The sequence below is a fragment of the Bradyrhizobium sp. 132 genome, assembly GCF_023074185.1.
Lineage (GTDB): Bacteria > Pseudomonadota > Alphaproteobacteria > Rhizobiales > Xanthobacteraceae > Bradyrhizobium.
This window is the reverse complement of sequence record NZ_JADPKY010000043.1, coordinates 63,286-79,250: the sequence shown is the minus strand read 5'-3', so window position 1 is coordinate 79,250 and position 15,965 is coordinate 63,286. Positions and strand designations below refer to the sequence as shown.

Sequence of the window (15,965 nt, the reverse complement as noted above, 5' to 3'; positions counted from 1 at the left end):
GATCTTGCCGTTAACCTCCTATGCGCGGCTGGAACAGCCAGATGGACGACCGACCAAGACAACCCGATAGACTGATGCAGGACGACGGCTTCGTTCGTGTGCGAGGCGCGCGTGAGCACAACCTCAGGAACGTCGACGTTCGCATTCCCCGCAACGCCCTCGTCGTGTTCACGGGCGTGTCGGGATCAGGGAAATCCTCGCTCGCCTTTGGAACGATCTATGCCGAGGCGCAGCGTCGATATCTGGAATCGGTGTCGCCTTACGCGCGGCGGCTGTTCCACCAGATGCAAATCCCAGAGGTTGACGACATCGAAGGCCTGCCGCCCGCCGTAGCGCTCCAGCAGCAGCGCGGCGCGCCGACGACGAGGTCGTCTGTCGGCAGCGTGACCACCATCTCGAACCTGCTCAGGATGCTCTACTCCCGTGCCGGCGATTACCCGCGCGGACAACCGATGCTCTATGCGGAATCGTTCTCGCCGAACACGCCGGAAGGAGCCTGCCCGACCTGTCACGGTATCGGCAGGATGCTCGACGTCACCGAAAAATCCATGGTGCCCGACGACACCAGGACCATCCGCGAGCGCGCCGTCGCGGCCTGGCCGAGTGCCTGGCAGGGGCAGAACCTCCGGGACATCCTGACGACGCTCGGTTACGACGTGGACAAGCCCTGGCGTGAGCTGCCCAAAAAGAACCGCGACTGGATCCTGTTCACGGAGGAGCAGCCGACCGTTCCGGTCTATGCCGGTTACACTGCGGCCGAGGTCAAACGAGCCCTTCGCCGCAAGGAGGAGCCGAGCTATCAGGGCACTTTCACCGGCGCAAAGCGCTACGTGATGCAGACCTATGCCAAGTCGGAGAGTGCGATGATGAAGCGCCGCGTCGCGCAATTCATGATCACCCAGGACTGCCCGACCTGCCACGGCACGCGATTGAAGCCCGAGGCGCTGAAGGTCAAATTCGCCGGCCTCAATATCGCCGAGATGTCGCATCTGCCGCTCAAGCAGCTGCAGGAGGTGATAAAGCCGTTCGCAAGGGCATCGACGGAAGAGGCATCGGAGAAGACCATCGTCGCCAGGCGCATCAGCGAGGATCTGTCGGCGCGACTAGCCGTCCTGCTCGACCTCGGCCTCGGCTATCTCGCTTGCGAGCGCAGCACGCCGACGCTGTCGCCGGGCGAGTTGCAGCGGCTGCGACTTGCGACGCAGGTCCGCTCCAACCTGTTCGGCGTCGTCTACGTGCTCGACGAACCCTCCGCAGGCTTGCATCCCGCCGACACCGAGGCGCTGCTACGGGCGCTGGACCGGCTGAAGCACGCGGGCAATTCAATCTTCGTGGTCGAGCACGAGATCGAGGTGATCCGGCATGCCGACTGGCTGGTGGATGTCGGCCCTGACGCCGGCGAAGGCGGCGGGAACATCCTCTATAGCGGGCCGCCCGGTGGGCTTGGCCAAATCGAGCAATCGCGAACCGCTCCTTATCTCACGCATCCACGACAACCGCTGCCGACGGTCCGTCGCGCGCCGAAGGGGCATCTGAAAGTCCGGGGTGTGACCCGCAACAATCTTCGCGGCCTCGACGTCGATATCCCACTGGGCGTTATCGCCAGCGTGACCGGCGTGTCGGGCTCCGGCAAATCGAGCCTGATCAGCCAGTTTCTGGTCGATGCCGTAGCGGAGCATCTCGGCCATACACGTGCCGCGGAAGCGGACGACGACAGCCTGGCACCTACGGTCGAGACATTGGGCGGCAAGATTGTTGGCGGCCTCGACCAGATCAATCGCCTCGTCGTGGTGGATCAGAAGCCGATCGGCCGCACGCCGCGATCCAACCTAGCGACCTATACCGGCCTGTTCGAACATGTGCGCAAGCTGTTCGCCGCGACGCCGCAGGCAAAATCCCGCCGCTACGATGCCGGACGCTTCTCCTTCAATGTCGCGAAAGGCCGATGCAGCACCTGCGAGGGCGAAGGATTTGTCTGCGTCGAGCTTCTGTTCCTGCCCAGCGTCTATGCGCCCTGCCCGACCTGCAAGGGCGCGCGCTACAACGACAAGACGCTCGAGGTGAAGATCCGCGGAAAATCCATCGCGGACGTGCTGGCGATGCGCGTCGACGATGCCTTCGAATTCTTCCGCGCAGATCCAACACTGAACCGCTCGCTATCGGTCGTCCGCGAGGTTGGCCTCGGCTATATCCGCCTTGGCCAGTCCGCCACCGAATTGTCCGGCGGCGAAGCCCAGCGCATCAAGCTCGCGACCGAGCTCATGCGGCCGCAACGCGGTCACACGCTCTACGTCCTCGACGAGCCGACCACCGGTCTTCATCCGCAGGATGTCGAGCGGCTGATCGCCCAGCTCGAGCGGATCGTGGAGGCCGGCAACAGCGTGATCGTGGTCGAGCATGACATGGATGTCGTCTCTCACTGCGACTGGATCATCGACCTCGGCCCCGGCGCCGGTGACGAGGGCGGCCGTATCGTGGCATCGGGGACACCGCATCAGATCGCCGAAGCCGGCGGGAAGACCGCAAATTACCTTGCCCGTCGCTTGAAACAGTAGCGCACGATCTCATCGCCACTCATTTCGCAATTGCGTTCTGCGCCGCGGAGGAGGAACCCCGACTTTCGCCATGTTGACTTTCCGCCGTCCCGCTCCCCATACTTCGTAAAAAGATAAGCAAGACCAGTCATCGGACGGTTTTTGAGGGAGGATAGGATGCCGACTTCACGCAGGCAGCTGCTGAAGAGCTCGGCGGCTGCTGCCGCCGCACTCAGCCTCGATTGGACAAGGGCCCAGGCGCAAGCCGAGAATTTGCGCATCGGCCTGATCTACGACCTCACCGGCCCGTTCGCCGCCGGCGGCTCGGTCGCCTCCTCGGTCGGCGCACAGATCGCCATCGACCTCGTCAACGAAAAAGGCGGCATCGGCGGCAAGACCAAGATCGTGCCGGTCGCGGCAGACTCGCAGAGCAAGGCCGATGTCGCGATCAACGAGGCCGAGCGGCTGATCAGCCAGGAAAAGATCGACATCATCAACGGCGTCTATTCCAGCGCGCATGCGGTGCCGATGGCGGCAAAGGTCGAGCAGCAGAAGAAGATCCTCTGGATCACGACCGCGGTGTCGACCGCCGTGTTCAAGGACAAGAACCTGCAATATGTCTTTCGCGCGCAGATCCATTCCGACCAATATGGACAGGCCTTTGCCGGCTTTATGAGCGAGCACGCCAAGGCCAAGCTCGGCATGGAGCCAAAGGACGTCAAGATCGCGTTGATCCACGAGGACGGCCCTTACGGTGTTGGCGTCGCCGCCGCAGACGAGGCCTATGCGAAAGAAGCCGGACTTCAGATCGTGCTGAAAGAGGGTTATTCGGCTTCGGCCCCGGATTTGTCGGTGCTGGTCACAAAAATCAAACGCGCCAAGGCCGACGTGATTTCGCATGCCGGCTACAACCCCGACATCACCCTGTTCCTGCGCCAGGCCCGCGAGAGCGGCCTGCGCTTCAAGATGCTGTTCGGCGCGGGCGCCGGCTATAGCCAGCTCGACAAGCTGCGCGCGACTTTCGGCGCAGACATCGACAATTTCTGCAACATCGATCCGGTGCCGGCGCAGCTGCTCGATCCGGCGAAGCTTGCGCCTGGAATCGGCGATCTGACCAAGACCATGGTCTCGCGCTACCAGACCAAGACCGGCGCGACCGACGTGCCGCCGCACTGCTCGATGGGTTTCAACCAGACCTGGGTGCTGCTCAACAACGTGCTGCCGGTCGCCAAGGAAAAGTACGGCAGTTTCGAGCCGGATGCCATTCGCAAAGCCGCGCTCGACGTCGACATCCCCGCCGGCGGCACCATCCAGGGCTACGGCGTGAAATTCTTCCCGCCCGGCACGCCGCTTTCCGGCCAGAACGAACGCTCGACCCCGGTCGTGATGCAGAACGCCGGCGAGCACATCTCGGTGGTGTGGCCAACGAACATCAGGACGCAAGACCCGGTGTTTCCACTGCCGAAGGGATCGACTTACGGGACGTAGGATTGAAGCCGCGCAGACGGTGCGTCCCTCTTCCCTTGTGGGAGAGGGTGGCTCGCCGCTCGCCCTACAACACCACCCTTCGCCCCTCCTCCGCCGCCCAATACCCCGCGTAGTTCACCTTGATCGTCTCATACGCCAGCGCCAGATCCGACAGCGGCGGCCTTCCGCTCGCGGCGCATTCCATGAAGTCCTGAATTTCCTGGAGATAGCCGCGCGTCCATTCCTCCTCGAGACAGACATATTGCCAGCCGGTCTTGCGGTCGACTTTTTCGGTGATGTAGACCGAGGCGAGCTTCTCTTCGGAGGTCTGATAGCTCATCAGATGCGTGTTCGGCGTGATGTTGGCGAACAGCGAGCCGCCTGACGTATAGGTCTCGATCAGATTGCGCACGCCGCCCATGATCATGTCGCCGGAGAACACCGTCGCCTTGGTACCGTCCGAGAAGGTGGCGGTGAGTGTGCCCCAATCCTCGACGTCGACCGGATTGGCCTTGATGTAAGTGCGCTCCTCCGGCTTGAGGATGGCCGTGACATTGCCGACATCGCCGGTGACGCTGGCGACGCGGATAGTCTCGCCGCGCGCCTTGGCTTCGACCTGCTTGAGATACAGCACCGCGGAGAGCGGATGGCAGCCCATCCGGATCAACGAGCCGCCGCCGGTCATCGCCCATTGCGCGGCATGGGCCGCATGCGAGCCGGAATGACTCTCCTCGCCCTTCATGAACAGGATTTTGTCTTTCGTCGCCCTGATGATCTCCGCGGTCTTGGTCACCGCGGGTGCGTAGATCCAGTCCTCGGCATACATGAAGAGCTTTCCGGTGCGCTCGATCGCGGCCCGTGTCGCGTCCATCTCCTCCAGCACGCGCTCGTACATCAGCGCCTTCGGCACATGCTTGCCGATCGGCTGCTCGTCGCCCGCGCGGCCAAAATAGCCGGCGAAGGGTTTTTCACAGATCACGTGCTTGCCGGCTTGCACGGCGGCCACGATCATTTCGGCATGCAGATTGGGCGGCGTGCAGATGTCGATGATGTCGAGTTCGCGGTCTGCGATCAGCTCGGTGAAGCTGCGATAGACCCGCGGGATCTGGTGGCGGCCGGCGAATTCGACGACGCGGTCGCCGCGCGCAGCGACCGCCGCGACCTCGACATCCACGCCGTAGACGCGCCGGAACGCATACATATGCAGCTCCGACACGAAGCCGCAGCCGACGAGTCCCACCCTGATCTTTGCCATAGCGCCCCCTTACCCATGCTTTGGGCCGCACTATAGCGCGCCGGCAGGCCTATTCCACCGAGACCCGCACCACGCCGGCGCTCATCATGCCGAGCGCACGAGCGGCGGGAACGGAGAGGTCAACAATACGGCCGCGGATGAACGGACCGCGATCGTTGACGCGGCACTGAATCGAGCGGCTCCCGTAAGACACCCTCAGCACGCTTCCGAAGGGCCGCGTCCGGTGCGCGCAGGTCAGCTCGCCTTTCCCGGCTTTTCCGTATCCGTAATAGGAGGCAAGCCCGCTCTCGGCGTGGGCAAAGGAAACAGCAGAAAGCGAAAAAGTGGCAAGGCAAGAAAATAGCGTGGTCTGCGCTCGCACGGCACCGCTCCCGGTTGGCCCTGGCCCGCGCAGCAAACGTTTGTTGGTTCCCGTGGGTTCCTGAGCCGCTGCCGGGCGACGCCCGGCAGCGCCATCACACATTGTTACCGTTTGTGGAACACGAGCGTCCGGACCTCGATGCTCTCGCGCGGCGCCGCATCCGCCGGCGTGGTCGGATCGGCGAAAGCCGTGTGAGGCCCGAAGCGCGTGCGGCCATCGGTTGCGGAATCGTAGCACTTGAGCAGCAGCGCTTCCTCGGCCGTCATCTCGGGGAAATAGAACCAGCGATGGTTCGGATTGTATTTCACCGAATAAGTCTCGCCGCGACGGTTGGGATAGATCAGATCGGAGGCGACGAGATCGTCGGGCGCAACCGTCATGCCGTCGGCCATCGCCAAGGGTGAATCGCGCAAGGGGCCGCGGATCGGCCGCCAGAGGTTGATCACTTGCACGCGTCCCTTCAGCAGCTCTTCGGCTTCGTCGGGCAGATGTTCGCGCACGCGATTGGCGCCGGAGATTGCGGTCTGGTCGACATGGACGCGCGTTGCCGGCTGACGCGGACCGCCGTCGCGAATGTCCGCGGCGCCCTCGACCCGCCTGCGCACGGTATGGTCGAAGATGACGACGCGGTCGGCTTTCAGCGTTGCGCGCAGGAAGGCCTCGACGGCGGGATAGTAGACCACCCTCACCTCTTCGTCGTTGTTGAAATTTTTCACCAGGGTCGGATGCCGCACCAGCGCAAAGCCTTCGCGATCGAGCGAGATATTTTGCGCGATCAGGCGCGCATCGAAGATCGGCACCTGATGCGGCTCCGGCAACGACGTACTTTTGGGCTCGCCCGGCGGCGGATCGAAGGCGTAGGTGCGCGGTTTGCCCGAAACCGGCGCGAGATAGTTGAGTTCGGCGGTGACGAAGGGAAGCGATTCGATCTTTGTTTCTTGCAGGCCCATGGCCGGTCTCCCGATGTGGTCGTCTGGATGATTTTTGAGGGGACCGCGCGTGGCGCAAGGGAGGTGGTGCAAATAGCAATGGGGGTGTTGTCGAGAGCAAGGAATGCAGAAGGAACGTTTCGAAGAAGGCAATCGGATTAGGAGGTGCTCTCTCCGCTTCACGGACACTTGAGAGGCATGTGGGGTTTCGTGCCCCGGACGCAGCGCAGCGCTTCTTCAGCGGTGCGCTGCTGAGCCGGGGCCCATATCGCCGAGCATTTCTGTGCAACACGGGTCCCGGCTCTGCGGAGCAGCGTTGCACGCTGCGCCGCGTCCGGGACACGAGAGCTGTTCCTACAAGCCCGCCTTCGCGATCGCATCCGAGAACGAGCGATCCACGATCTCGGTCGCATCCAGCTTCTGCTTGATCAGGCCCCAGCGAAAATAGAGATCGATCGTGCTCTGCTCGTCCGCGACCACGCCGTCGTCGATCGGCGCGATCCTGATCTTTGCGCGTGACAGCCAATTCTGCGGCACGGCGGTCGGGATGTTCATCAGCCTGCCCCAGGTCGCGGCATAGCTCTCGACATTGTTCAGCGACCACGCCCGCGCCGCGGTGAGGCGCCGGATGAAGTCGGTCAGCTCCGCGCGCTTGTCGCGGATGGCATCAGGCCGCGCCACTTGAAAGCTCAGCCCCGGTGTCAGGCCCTCCGAGGTGATGACGCGGCGCGACTTGAACAGCACCTCCTCCTGGCTGACATAAGGCTCCCAGGTCGACCACGCGTCGACGGAACCTTGCGTGTAGGCGATCTTGGCGTCCGACGGCGCCAGGAAGGCAATCTGCACGTCGGCCGCACTCCAGCCGTTCTTCTCGAGCGCGGCCAGGATCAGTTGATGGCCGATCGAGCCGCGGCCCGTTGCGATCTTCTTGCCGCGCAGATCGGCGAAACTCTTGATCGGCGAGTTCTCGGGCACGAGAATGGCGAGACCCTCGCGCGTCTGCCGGATCGCGGCAATCGCTTTCACCGGCACGCCGGAGGCGGCGGCGAAGGTGAAGGGTGCATCGCCAACGAGACCGGTCTCGATCGCGCCAGCGCTCAGCGCTTCCAGCAGTGGCGCGGCGGCCGGAAACTCCTTCCACTCGATCTTGTACGGAACGTCCTTCAGCACGCCAGCGGCTTCCATGACCGCCTGCGAGTTGCCCTTCTGGTCGCCGACACGCAAGGTGGTCTGCGCCGCCGCCAGCTCGAACGAGCCGAACAGCAGCGCGCCGGCTAGCATGAGGCGGATCATTCCGCCGCCTCGCCGCGAACGGCCTGACGCTTGGCGACCAGCTCGCGCGTCAGCGGAATCAGCTCGCGCCCATACTCGATGGCGTCGATCAGGGGATCGAAGCCGCGGATCAGGAAATGGCTGATGCCGAGGTCGTAATAGTCGCCGAAGACTTCCGCGACCTGCTCCGGCGTACCGACCAGCGCCGTGGTGTTGCTGTTGGCGCCGGTGAGCTTTGCGATCTCCGTCCACAGCCGCTTGTCGATGCGGCTGCCCTGGTCGGCGAGCGAGAGCAGGCGCCGTGCGCCGGCCGTGGCGTGGCCGTCGGCGGGCTTGCGATAGCCGGTCTTGTCCTGGAGCGCGGTGGCGCGCGCAAGAATCTCTTCCGCCTTTTCCCAGGCCTGCTTCTCGGTCGGGGCAATGATCGGCCGCACCGAGAGGCTGAAGCGTGGCGTCGGACGGCCCTGCCTGACGGCTGCGTTGTGAACGCGCGAGGTGACGTCGCGCACCTGCGCATAAGATTCCCCCCACAGCGCGAACGTGTCGGCATGCTTGCCGGCGACGTCGATCGCGGCATCCGAGGCGCCGCCGAAATAGATCCGGATGCCCTCTGGGCGATACGGCTTCACCTGCGAAAACGCGTTCTCGACCTGATAGTGCTTGCCCTTGTAGGTGAAGGGCTTGTCGCTGGTCCATTCCAGTTTGAGGACATCAAGAAATTCCGAGGTGCGCGCGTATCGCTCGTCCTTGTCGTCGAGCGTGTTGCCGTCCTGCCGCAGCTCGGTGGCGTTGCCGCCGGTGATGACGTGGAGCGCGACACGTCCGCGGGAGAACTGGTCGAGCGCTGCGAACTGCCGCGCCAGCAGAGTCGGGGCGGTGAAGCCCGGGCGCTGCGCGATCAGCACGTTGAGGCGGCTGGTCGCACCGAGGACGTGCTGGGCGACCTGAAGCGCATCGGGCGCCGTTGAATGAAACGCCAGCAGCGCGCGGTCGAAGCCGGCATTCTCATGCGCCTTCGCCACCGTCTCGATGTGGGTCGGGTTGAGGATCGGTCCCTCGCGAACGACGGTCTCGGACGAATTGTTGTTGCTGATGAAACCGATGAACTCGATCGACATGATCGTCTCCCTGATTGTTTGGCGGAAAAGCTAGAGTCCCAATGCGGCACGGCCGAGGCCGGCGCGCGTGGAATCGTCCTGCGGCGTGTGCACGCGACCGCACAGGACGTCGCGATAGTGCCGCTCCAGCGGATTGGCACGGGAGAGGCCGTGATTGCCGGTGAGCGACAAGGCATCCTCGACCGCAGTAATGGCGTTGTTGGTCACCGTCAGCTTGATGACATTGGACTCGGCCGCCGAGAGCGCGATGCCGTCATCGAAATCACCGGCGAAGGATGCGATCAGCCGCGCATTGACCGCGAGCCGTGCCTCGATCGCGCCGAGGATCTCCTGCACGCGCGGCAAGGTCGCAAGCGGCGCACCGAGGCTGGCCGGCACCCGCTGCTTCAGGAACGCGACCAGCCAGTCGCGCGCAGCCCGCGCCACGCCGTCATAGATCGCGGCGACGAAGATTGTGTGCACGGTCGCCTGCGCGACATCGGGTGCGCGCCAGTCCGCCGGCTTGCGCACATCGATCTCGGCATCGAGAGGAATCACGACGTCGTCGAAGATGACGTCGTGGCTGCCGCTGGCGCGCAGGCCGTGATGATCCCAGGTCTCGACGATGCGGGTGCCCGGCAGGCCCGCCGACACCAAAAATTGTCCGACGCGCGGCTCGGCCTCGTCCGTCCGCGCCCACACCACATACCATTTCAGGATCGGCGAGCCCGTCGAATAGATCTTGTGGCCGGAAAGCCGCCAGCCGGTTTCGGTGCGACGTGCAATGGTCGCGGGCAGTCCGCCGCGCGCAGGCGAGCCCAGTTCGGGCTCGACGCGGAGCGCGTTGACGAGCGCAAGGCCTTCGACGCTCTCGCGTGCAAGCTTGCGCGACAGCCGCGCCGGCCAGGTCGGGCTCCGTGCCATCACCAGATGATTGATGTAGTGCATCGACAACACCAGCGCGGTCGACGGATCGGCCTTGCCGATGATGCCGAGGACGCGTGCGGCATATTGTGCGCCCGCTCCGGCCCCGCCATGGGCGGCCGGCACCGTCAGCGACAGCAGGCCTGCGTCGGACAGCTCGCGAAAATTCTCGAACGGGAAGCTGCCGGTGCGGTCGTGTTCGGCCGCGCGCGCGGCGAAGGCCCCGGCCAGCGCCTCGGCACGTGCGATGTAGTCGGGCTCGCTATGGCCCACGCGCCCCTTGGCTATCGAACTCACCATGTGGCGTCCAGTCCCAGCAGGCCAAGAATCTGGCGGCGCAGATCGGCCAGATACGGATCGCCGCGATGGCGCGGATAGGGCCGGTCGACACGGATGTCGGCCTTGACCCGCGCCGGGCGGTCGCTGAACACGATGACGCGGTTGGCGAGTACCAGCGCCTCCTCGGCGTCATGCGTCACCAGCAACGTGGTAAAACCCTTGCGCTGCCACAACGAGACCAACTCGGCCTGCATGGTGATGCGGGTCAGCGAATCGAGCTTTCCGAGCGGTTCGTCGAGGATGAGGATTTTGGGATCGTTGACCAGCGCGCGGGCCAGCGCGACGCGCTGCGCCATGCCGCCTGAGAGCTGGTGCGGATAGGCATTGCGGAAGGACGATAGCCCCACGAGATCGAGCGCGGCATCGACGCGATGACGCTGGCTCTTCAAGATGCCCTGCGCCTCCAGCCCCAGTGCGACGTTGTCCCACACCGTACGCCAGGGAAACAATGTCGGATCCTGGAACACGACAACGCGCGACGGGTGCGGTCGCGTGATGCGAGCCTCGTCCTCGCGCAGCGTTCCGGACCTGGGTTTGTCGAGGCCTGCGACGAGGCGCAGCAAGGTCGACTTGCCGCAGCCGGAGGGGCCGAGCAGCGCGACGAACTCGCCCGGCTCCACGGAGAGGCTGACGTCGCTGAGCACCGGCAACTCGGCACCGTCGATGTCGAAGGCGTGGCTGACCTGCTCGATGTCGAGCGCGGCGCCTGCGGCCGGGTGAGCGTCGATTTCGGCGAGTGCAGTTGCGGCTACCATTTTACGGTCCCCTTCTGCCAGACCAGCAGGCGATCACGGATCGCGAACAGCAGCGTGATCGCACCGGAGCAGAGCAGCGACATCACGATCAGCGCCGCATACATGTTGGCGTAGGCGGCCCAGCCCTGCGCCCATTGCAGGTACCAGCCGAGGCCGGCCTTGACGCCGATCATTTCGGCGACGACCAATACGGCGAAGGACGAGCCGAGCCCCATGAACAGGCCGACGAAGACGTGCGGGAGTGCCGCGGGGATCGCGACCTTCAACACCAGGAAGGACGGCTTTGCGCCGAGCGTCCGCGCGACGTCGTAATAAGCGTTGCTCACACTCGCGACGCCCGACCAAGTCAGCACGGTGACCGGGAAGCCGGTTGCCAGCGCAATCAGAAAGGTCGAGGCGCTCCAGCTCGACGGGAAGGTGAAGAAGGCGATCGGCAGCCAGGCGGTCGCCGGCAGCGGGCCGATGAAGCGCAGCACCGGATGCACCCAATAGCCGACGGCGCGCGACCAGCCGATCGAGACGCCGGTCAGGAAGCCGACTGTTGCGCCGATCAGATAGCCGCCGAGCTGGAGCTTGACCGAGGCGAACACGCTGTCGAGCAGTTTTGGCAGATCGTCGGTATAGACCTCGATGATCGACTGTGGCGGCGGGAAGAACGGCAATGGCAGCCAGGCGAATTTCGCGGTCGCGACTTCCCACAGGGTCATGAAAACGCCGAGCACGACGAGCCACGGCGCACGCTGGCGCAAGGCCCGGCCGGCCGAGCCGAGATAGTCGGCGGCGACGGTCCCGAACAGCGCGACGACCGCGATGACAAAGGCGGCAATGCCGAGCGAATGGGTTCGCGACCAATCGCCGACGTCCTCCCACCACAGGCAGGACAGGCCGAAGGCGATCCACGCCACGCTGGCGAGAATGCCAACGCCGGATTCACGGACCCAACTCGCAAGCAGCGGCGCGCGCGAGAGACGCGGCGCGCCGGAAGCAAGGCCGTCAGACAGCGAATACGTCGACATAAATGCGCTCCGCGAATTTGGCCGTATCGGTACTCTGTTTGAAGACCTGCACGCTCTTGAGATCGTCGGCATAGGCCTTGAGCTCGCGCTTCAGTACTTCGCCGACGGGGTGATGGTGGTGAGTGTGGTAGCGCACCATGCCTTCGATATCGGCGAGCGATGCCGTCTTAGGCGCGTAGGGCTGGAACGATTTTGCCGCCACTGTCGGGTTCTGCGAGGTGAACATGGCGGCGTCGAGCAGCGCCTGCGTGATGGCGCGCGCGACCTGCGGCTCCTCGCGCACCAGGCTGCCGCGCAAGCCGACGATGCAGCAGCTCTTGTCGCGGTATTCGCCGTCGAGATTGGAGGCGACTTCCTTGTACTGGCTGTCCTTGAGCCAGAGATAGCCGAGTGGGTCGGACGACAGGAACGCCTGCACCTCGCCTTTCTCGACGGCTACGTTGAGGAGGTTGCCGGGATAGGCGCGCCAGTCGACGTCCTTGTTGGGATCGATGCCGAGCTTTGCCAGCTGGATCGAAAAGAAATTCTTGTCGGGACCGCCGAGATCGCCGACCGCGACGATCTTGCCCTTGAGGTCGGCCAGCTTGCTCACGTTGGAGTCGGCGCGCGTCAGCACGCGCATGCAGCCGCCATGGGTGCCGGCGGCGATCTTGACGTCAAAGCCCTGCTCCAGCGGCTTCAGCCAGCGCAGCGCCATGCCGAGACCGGCATCGCTCTTTCCCGTTGCGATCGCCTCTAGCAGCTGGTCGGTCGATCCGGAATAGTTGACGAGCTCGACGTCGAGATTCTGCTTCTGGAAGAAACCGTGCTCGATGGCGACCGGCAGCGGTGCAAGGCAGACCGCGCCGGCATTCCACGACAGCTTCAATTTGCGCGGCGCACCGGCGAGCGCGGGCGCATCTGACGCCGTCCGGCACAGCGGAAATTCCGAGAAGTCGACGCCGGACGCAATCCCGTGCGGCACAAAAGCCTGTGCCGCACCGAGGGCGCCGAGCGGCGCGGCGAATGCCGCCGCGAGCCCCGCCTGGAGCAGGTGACGCCGGTCGAGCCTCGATCCGCCGTGCTTGATGTCGTCGTTCATCCGTCCCCACTCCTGCGCTGGCACGGCTCCGCCATCTGCACAACAGTTTGCGTTGCGCCTGTTCCGTGCGGAGCTGCGTTGAGAGAAAATCCTTTCGCCGGCGCCTGCTGCGCCTCGTTGATGCGATGCGCAAATCATGCGGCGTGCTCGCCGCATCGTCAATGAAATGGATTTTCGAATGTTGCGCGAAGCGAAGTCATTCTCTCCATCGGCGCGTCCGGGACGATGAAAGGATTTCTTCCGATGCATCGGTTGGCAGCGTGCTGGCCTACTCCCTCTCTTGCTTCATTCTTGCGCAGCATCAGTGGCGCACACCGCACGTTCTCGAAAGCAGCGCCTCGCTAAAACGTCCTTGCCCATCGCGCGCGCAATACGGTTAGCCATTTCATTGACTGCGCATCGCGCGACCATAGACTTGATCGTCTCGCTGGATCGTTCGCTCACGCGTCGTGAGCAAAGCACCAAGACAGGCAACATGAGCATCAACTCCCTCCACCATTCCGTCACCCGCCGGCTCGCCGCATCGCTGCTTGCTGCCGCCATCACCCTGTCGACGGCCGCGACGTCATTCGCAGCCGACGCAATCGTGCTGCGCGTCGGCGACCAGAAGGGCGGCAATCGCTCGCTGCTCGAGATCTCTGGCTACGCGAAGGATCTGCCTTACAAGATCGCATGGTCGGAATTCCCCGCGGCTGCGCCGATCCTGGAGGCGCTCAACGCCGGCGCACTCGACGTCGGCTACACCGGCGACCTCTCGTTCCTTTCCGTCTACGCGGCCGGCGCGCCGATCAAGGCGATCGGCGGCACAAGGTCGGATGCGAAGACACAAGCCATTCTCGTACGCCAGGATTCGCCGATCAAATCGGCCGCCGACCTCAAGGGAAAACGCCTTGCCGGCACGCGCGGCGGCTGGGGCCAGTTCCTGATCGACGCCACGCTGGAGAAGGCGCAGATCAAGTTGGAGGACGCGACCTTCGCACCGCTCGGCCCGGTCGACGCCAAGATCGCGTTGGTCGCGGGCTCGATCGATGCCTGGGCAGTGTGGGAGCCCTACGTCTCGTTCGCGACGCTCAAGGACAACGCCCGCGTGATCGCCGATGGTGAGGGCCTGACGCCGACCATCACCTTTATCGTCGCCTCTGACAGCGCCATCACTAGCAAGCGCGCGGCGGTGCAGGACCTCGTGCAGCGGCTGAACAAGGCGCGGCTGTGGTCGCTGGATCATCTCGGCGAATATGCCAAGAGCACGGCCGAACTAACCAAGCTGCCGGAGGACGTGCTGCTCTCGGCCTACACCGCGCAGCGCACCAGCCCGATCGTGATCGACGAGAACGTCGTGAAGGAAGTGCAGGAAGCCTCCGACCGCTCGACGCGCTACGGCATCCTGCCGAAGAAGCTCGACGTCAGCAAAGCCGTCGACCGCAGCTTCACCACTGCGGCCGCAGGATCGAACTAGGAGGCGGCGGGATGCGAAGGCTTCGCCTCAAGGCTGGCCCACTGCATCTCGCCGCGATCGTGCTCGCGCATTTCGCTTGCATGGGCCTGATCGTGTGGCTGTCACTTTAGACGCCGGCCAACGTCGCCGCTCGCTGGCCGGGCCTTAAGGAAAAGATCAGGACAACATAAGGAGCACATAAGGACTTACGAGACGCCACTGGCCTAGCATCGACCCTGTGATCTCGTCGGTAACAGGATGCCTCGTCCACGGCTTGTCCAGGCAACCGCAGCTCGTTCTCCGATTGCCGATCCCGACTGGACGGGCTTACAGTGGAACTCGCCCTGCGGCCGTCAACGCTTGCAATGGGAAGGCGACCTTCGGGCTGGGAGATCAGCGCCATGTCAGCCGGTCAGTATCTTCGTTACGATCCGTCCGTCGAACAAATCCGGCCGGAGGAAGCGGAGGCCGTCGAGGCGATCGTTGCCTCGATCTCGCGAACGAGCGCCCGCACTTTTCACAACGACAAGCATGGGACCCGGCAGCAGCACGCCAAGGGCGCCGGCTATCTCCGCGGCGAGCTGATCGTCTACGACGATTTGCCTGATCATCTGCGCCAGGGCCTGTTCAAACAGGCTGGCCACTTCCCGATCATCGTCCGCCTCTCCACCGCATTCAACAGGAGCGATCGCGTACGTTCGCCGCGGGGGTTTGCCATCAAGGTCTTGGGCGCGACTGGGCTTAAGGCGCTCGGCGACGACGACTCGACGAACCAGGATCTTCTGCTCGTCAATCACCCCAGCTATTTCGCGGATGCGATGGCCTATATGCGCGCGCAGCACAAGGTCGAGCGCAGCCTGATCCTGCCGGATCTGGCGTATGGACCCATAGGCTTTGTCGCGCGCATCCTGGTCGCCGCATCGGACAGAACAGGCATTCCGATCCCGATAGTCTTGAAAGCGCTTGGTGATGCCGGCAGCAACATTCTTGGAGAAACCTTTCACACAGAGGGAGCACTGCGGTTTGGCGATTATATCGCAAGGCTTCGCCTGGTGCCGATCTCGGCCTCGGTCCGCCGGCTCACCGGCCAGCCCTGCCACGATGCCGATAATGCCGTGCTGAACACTGTCGTCGCCTTCTTCAAGGACAATGCGGCCGAGTACGAACTATTTGCCCAGCTCTGCACCGACCTGGAGCAAACGCCGATCGAAGATGCCTCAATCGACTGGCCCGAAGACGTCGCGCCGCCGCAAGCACTCGGCAAGATCACGCTTCCGCGCCAGACCGCCGACAGCCCCGCGCGTCGCGTCTATTCCGACGAGGTGCTTTCGTTCGATCCATGGCGATGTCTCGCGGCCCATCAGCCGCTCGGCTCGATCATGCGATTGCGCAGGGATGCCTACCGTGCCTCCCGCACGCTGCGGCAGCAGCAGAATCAACACACGGTCAAGCAACAGCCCGGAGAACCGCGACAGATCGCGGACCTGCCGGATTGAGCCC

13 protein-coding genes are annotated in these 15,965 nt (G+C 64.2%); 4 read left to right on the top strand and 9 right to left on the bottom strand.

The features are described 5' to 3' along the window. Positions 1–41: 41 nt before the first annotated feature. Both uvrA and IVA74_RS08165 read left to right on the top strand, forming a co-directional pair. Positions 42–2,555 carry an excinuclease ABC subunit UvrA gene (gene uvrA, locus IVA74_RS08170; protein WP_247341478.1) on the top strand — a complete coding sequence of 838 codons (2,514 nt, stop codon included), beginning with the start codon at positions 42–44 and terminating at the stop codon, positions 2,553–2,555. A 156-nt stretch (positions 2,556–2,711) separates the two neighbouring features. Then, entirely contained in the window at positions 2,712–4,022 is a 1,311-nt protein-coding gene (locus IVA74_RS08165; protein ID WP_247341476.1) for an ABC transporter substrate-binding protein, read from the top strand. A 64-nt stretch (positions 4,023–4,086) separates the two neighbouring features. Here the strand turns inward: IVA74_RS08165 and IVA74_RS08160 are convergent, their stop codons facing one another. From IVA74_RS08160 to IVA74_RS08120, 9 genes are all read right to left on the bottom strand, one after another. Further along, a complete protein-coding gene (locus IVA74_RS08160) occupies positions 4,087–5,256 on the bottom strand; it encodes a Gfo/Idh/MocA family oxidoreductase (RefSeq protein WP_247341473.1) in 1,170 nt (389 codons plus the stop codon). A 49-nt stretch (positions 5,257–5,305) separates the two neighbouring features. Then, positions 5,306–5,617 (bottom strand): septal ring lytic transglycosylase RlpA family protein, encoded by a 312-nt coding sequence (locus tag IVA74_RS08155; protein ID WP_247341471.1) that lies wholly within the window; start codon positions 5,615–5,617, stop codon positions 5,306–5,308. Between the two features lie 104 nt (positions 5,618–5,721). Next, entirely contained in the window at positions 5,722–6,567 is an 846-nt protein-coding gene (locus IVA74_RS08150) for a CmcJ/NvfI family oxidoreductase (protein WP_247341468.1), read from the bottom strand. Positions 6,568–6,900: 333 nt separating this feature from the next. Next, positions 6,901–7,839: an ABC transporter substrate-binding protein gene (locus IVA74_RS08145; RefSeq protein WP_247341466.1), complete on the bottom strand. Its 939-nt coding sequence runs from the start codon at positions 7,837–7,839 to the stop codon at positions 6,901–6,903. Beyond that, positions 7,836–8,936, bottom strand: coding sequence for an LLM class flavin-dependent oxidoreductase (locus tag IVA74_RS08140; RefSeq protein WP_247341464.1), 1,101 nt, complete (start codon positions 8,934–8,936; stop codon positions 7,836–7,838). Before IVA74_RS08140 ends, IVA74_RS08145 begins: the two co-directional genes overlap by 4 nt. Positions 8,937–8,966: 30 nt before the next feature. After that, on the bottom strand, positions 8,967–10,139 hold the full coding sequence (locus IVA74_RS08135) for an acyl-CoA dehydrogenase family protein (protein ID WP_247341462.1): 1,173 nt from the start codon (positions 10,137–10,139) through the stop codon (positions 8,967–8,969). Then, positions 10,133–10,933: an ABC transporter ATP-binding protein gene (locus IVA74_RS08130; RefSeq protein WP_247341460.1), complete on the bottom strand. Its 801-nt coding sequence runs from the start codon at positions 10,931–10,933 to the stop codon at positions 10,133–10,135. The genes IVA74_RS08135 and IVA74_RS08130 overlap by 7 nt, the downstream gene beginning before the upstream one ends. Further along, positions 10,927–11,949, bottom strand: a complete 1,023-nt coding sequence (locus tag IVA74_RS08125; protein ID WP_247341458.1) for an ABC transporter permease subunit — start codon at positions 11,947–11,949, stop codon at positions 10,927–10,929. The genes IVA74_RS08130 and IVA74_RS08125 overlap by 7 nt, the downstream gene beginning before the upstream one ends. Then, complete coding sequence (locus tag IVA74_RS08120) at positions 11,927–13,030, bottom strand: ABC transporter substrate-binding protein (RefSeq protein WP_247341455.1); 1,104 nt, start codon at positions 13,028–13,030, stop codon at positions 11,927–11,929. The genes IVA74_RS08125 and IVA74_RS08120 overlap by 23 nt, the downstream gene beginning before the upstream one ends. Before the next feature lie 475 nt (positions 13,031–13,505). Between IVA74_RS08120 and IVA74_RS08115 the strand changes: the two genes are divergently transcribed. After that, entirely contained in the window at positions 13,506–14,486 is a 981-nt protein-coding gene (locus tag IVA74_RS08115) for an ABC transporter substrate-binding protein (RefSeq protein WP_247341453.1), read from the top strand. A gap of 380 nt (positions 14,487–14,866) precedes the next feature. Further along, on the top strand, positions 14,867–15,961 hold the full coding sequence (locus IVA74_RS08110; RefSeq protein WP_247341450.1) for a catalase family protein: 1,095 nt from the start codon (positions 14,867–14,869) through the stop codon (positions 15,959–15,961). Positions 15,962–15,965: the final 4 nt, after the last annotated feature.

Coding starts and splice junctions, on each gene's coding strand:
- IVA74_RS08115 (WP_247341453.1), top strand. CDS start 13,506: ATGAGCATCAACTCCCTCCACCATTCCGTCACCCGCCGGCTCGCCGCA.
- IVA74_RS08145 (WP_247341466.1), bottom strand. CDS start 7,839: ATGATCCGCCTCATGCTAGCCGGCGCGCTGCTGTTCGGCTCGTTCGAG.
- IVA74_RS08165 (WP_247341476.1), top strand. CDS start 2,712: ATGCCGACTTCACGCAGGCAGCTGCTGAAGAGCTCGGCGGCTGCTGCC.
- IVA74_RS08120 (WP_247341455.1), bottom strand. CDS start 13,030: ATGAACGACGACATCAAGCACGGCGGATCGAGGCTCGACCGGCGTCAC.
- IVA74_RS08125 (WP_247341458.1), bottom strand. CDS start 11,949: ATGTCGACGTATTCGCTGTCTGACGGCCTTGCTTCCGGCGCGCCGCGT.
- IVA74_RS08130 (WP_247341460.1), bottom strand. CDS start 10,933: ATGGTAGCCGCAACTGCACTCGCCGAAATCGACGCTCACCCGGCCGCA.
- uvrA (WP_247341478.1), top strand. CDS start 42: ATGGACGACCGACCAAGACAACCCGATAGACTGATGCAGGACGACGGC.
- IVA74_RS08150 (WP_247341468.1), bottom strand. CDS start 6,567: ATGGGCCTGCAAGAAACAAAGATCGAATCGCTTCCCTTCGTCACCGCC.
- IVA74_RS08135 (WP_247341462.1), bottom strand. CDS start 10,139: ATGGTGAGTTCGATAGCCAAGGGGCGCGTGGGCCATAGCGAGCCCGAC.
- IVA74_RS08140 (WP_247341464.1), bottom strand. CDS start 8,936: ATGTCGATCGAGTTCATCGGTTTCATCAGCAACAACAATTCGTCCGAG.
- IVA74_RS08110 (WP_247341450.1), top strand. CDS start 14,867: ATGTCAGCCGGTCAGTATCTTCGTTACGATCCGTCCGTCGAACAAATC.
- IVA74_RS08160 (WP_247341473.1), bottom strand. CDS start 5,256: ATGGCAAAGATCAGGGTGGGACTCGTCGGCTGCGGCTTCGTGTCGGAG.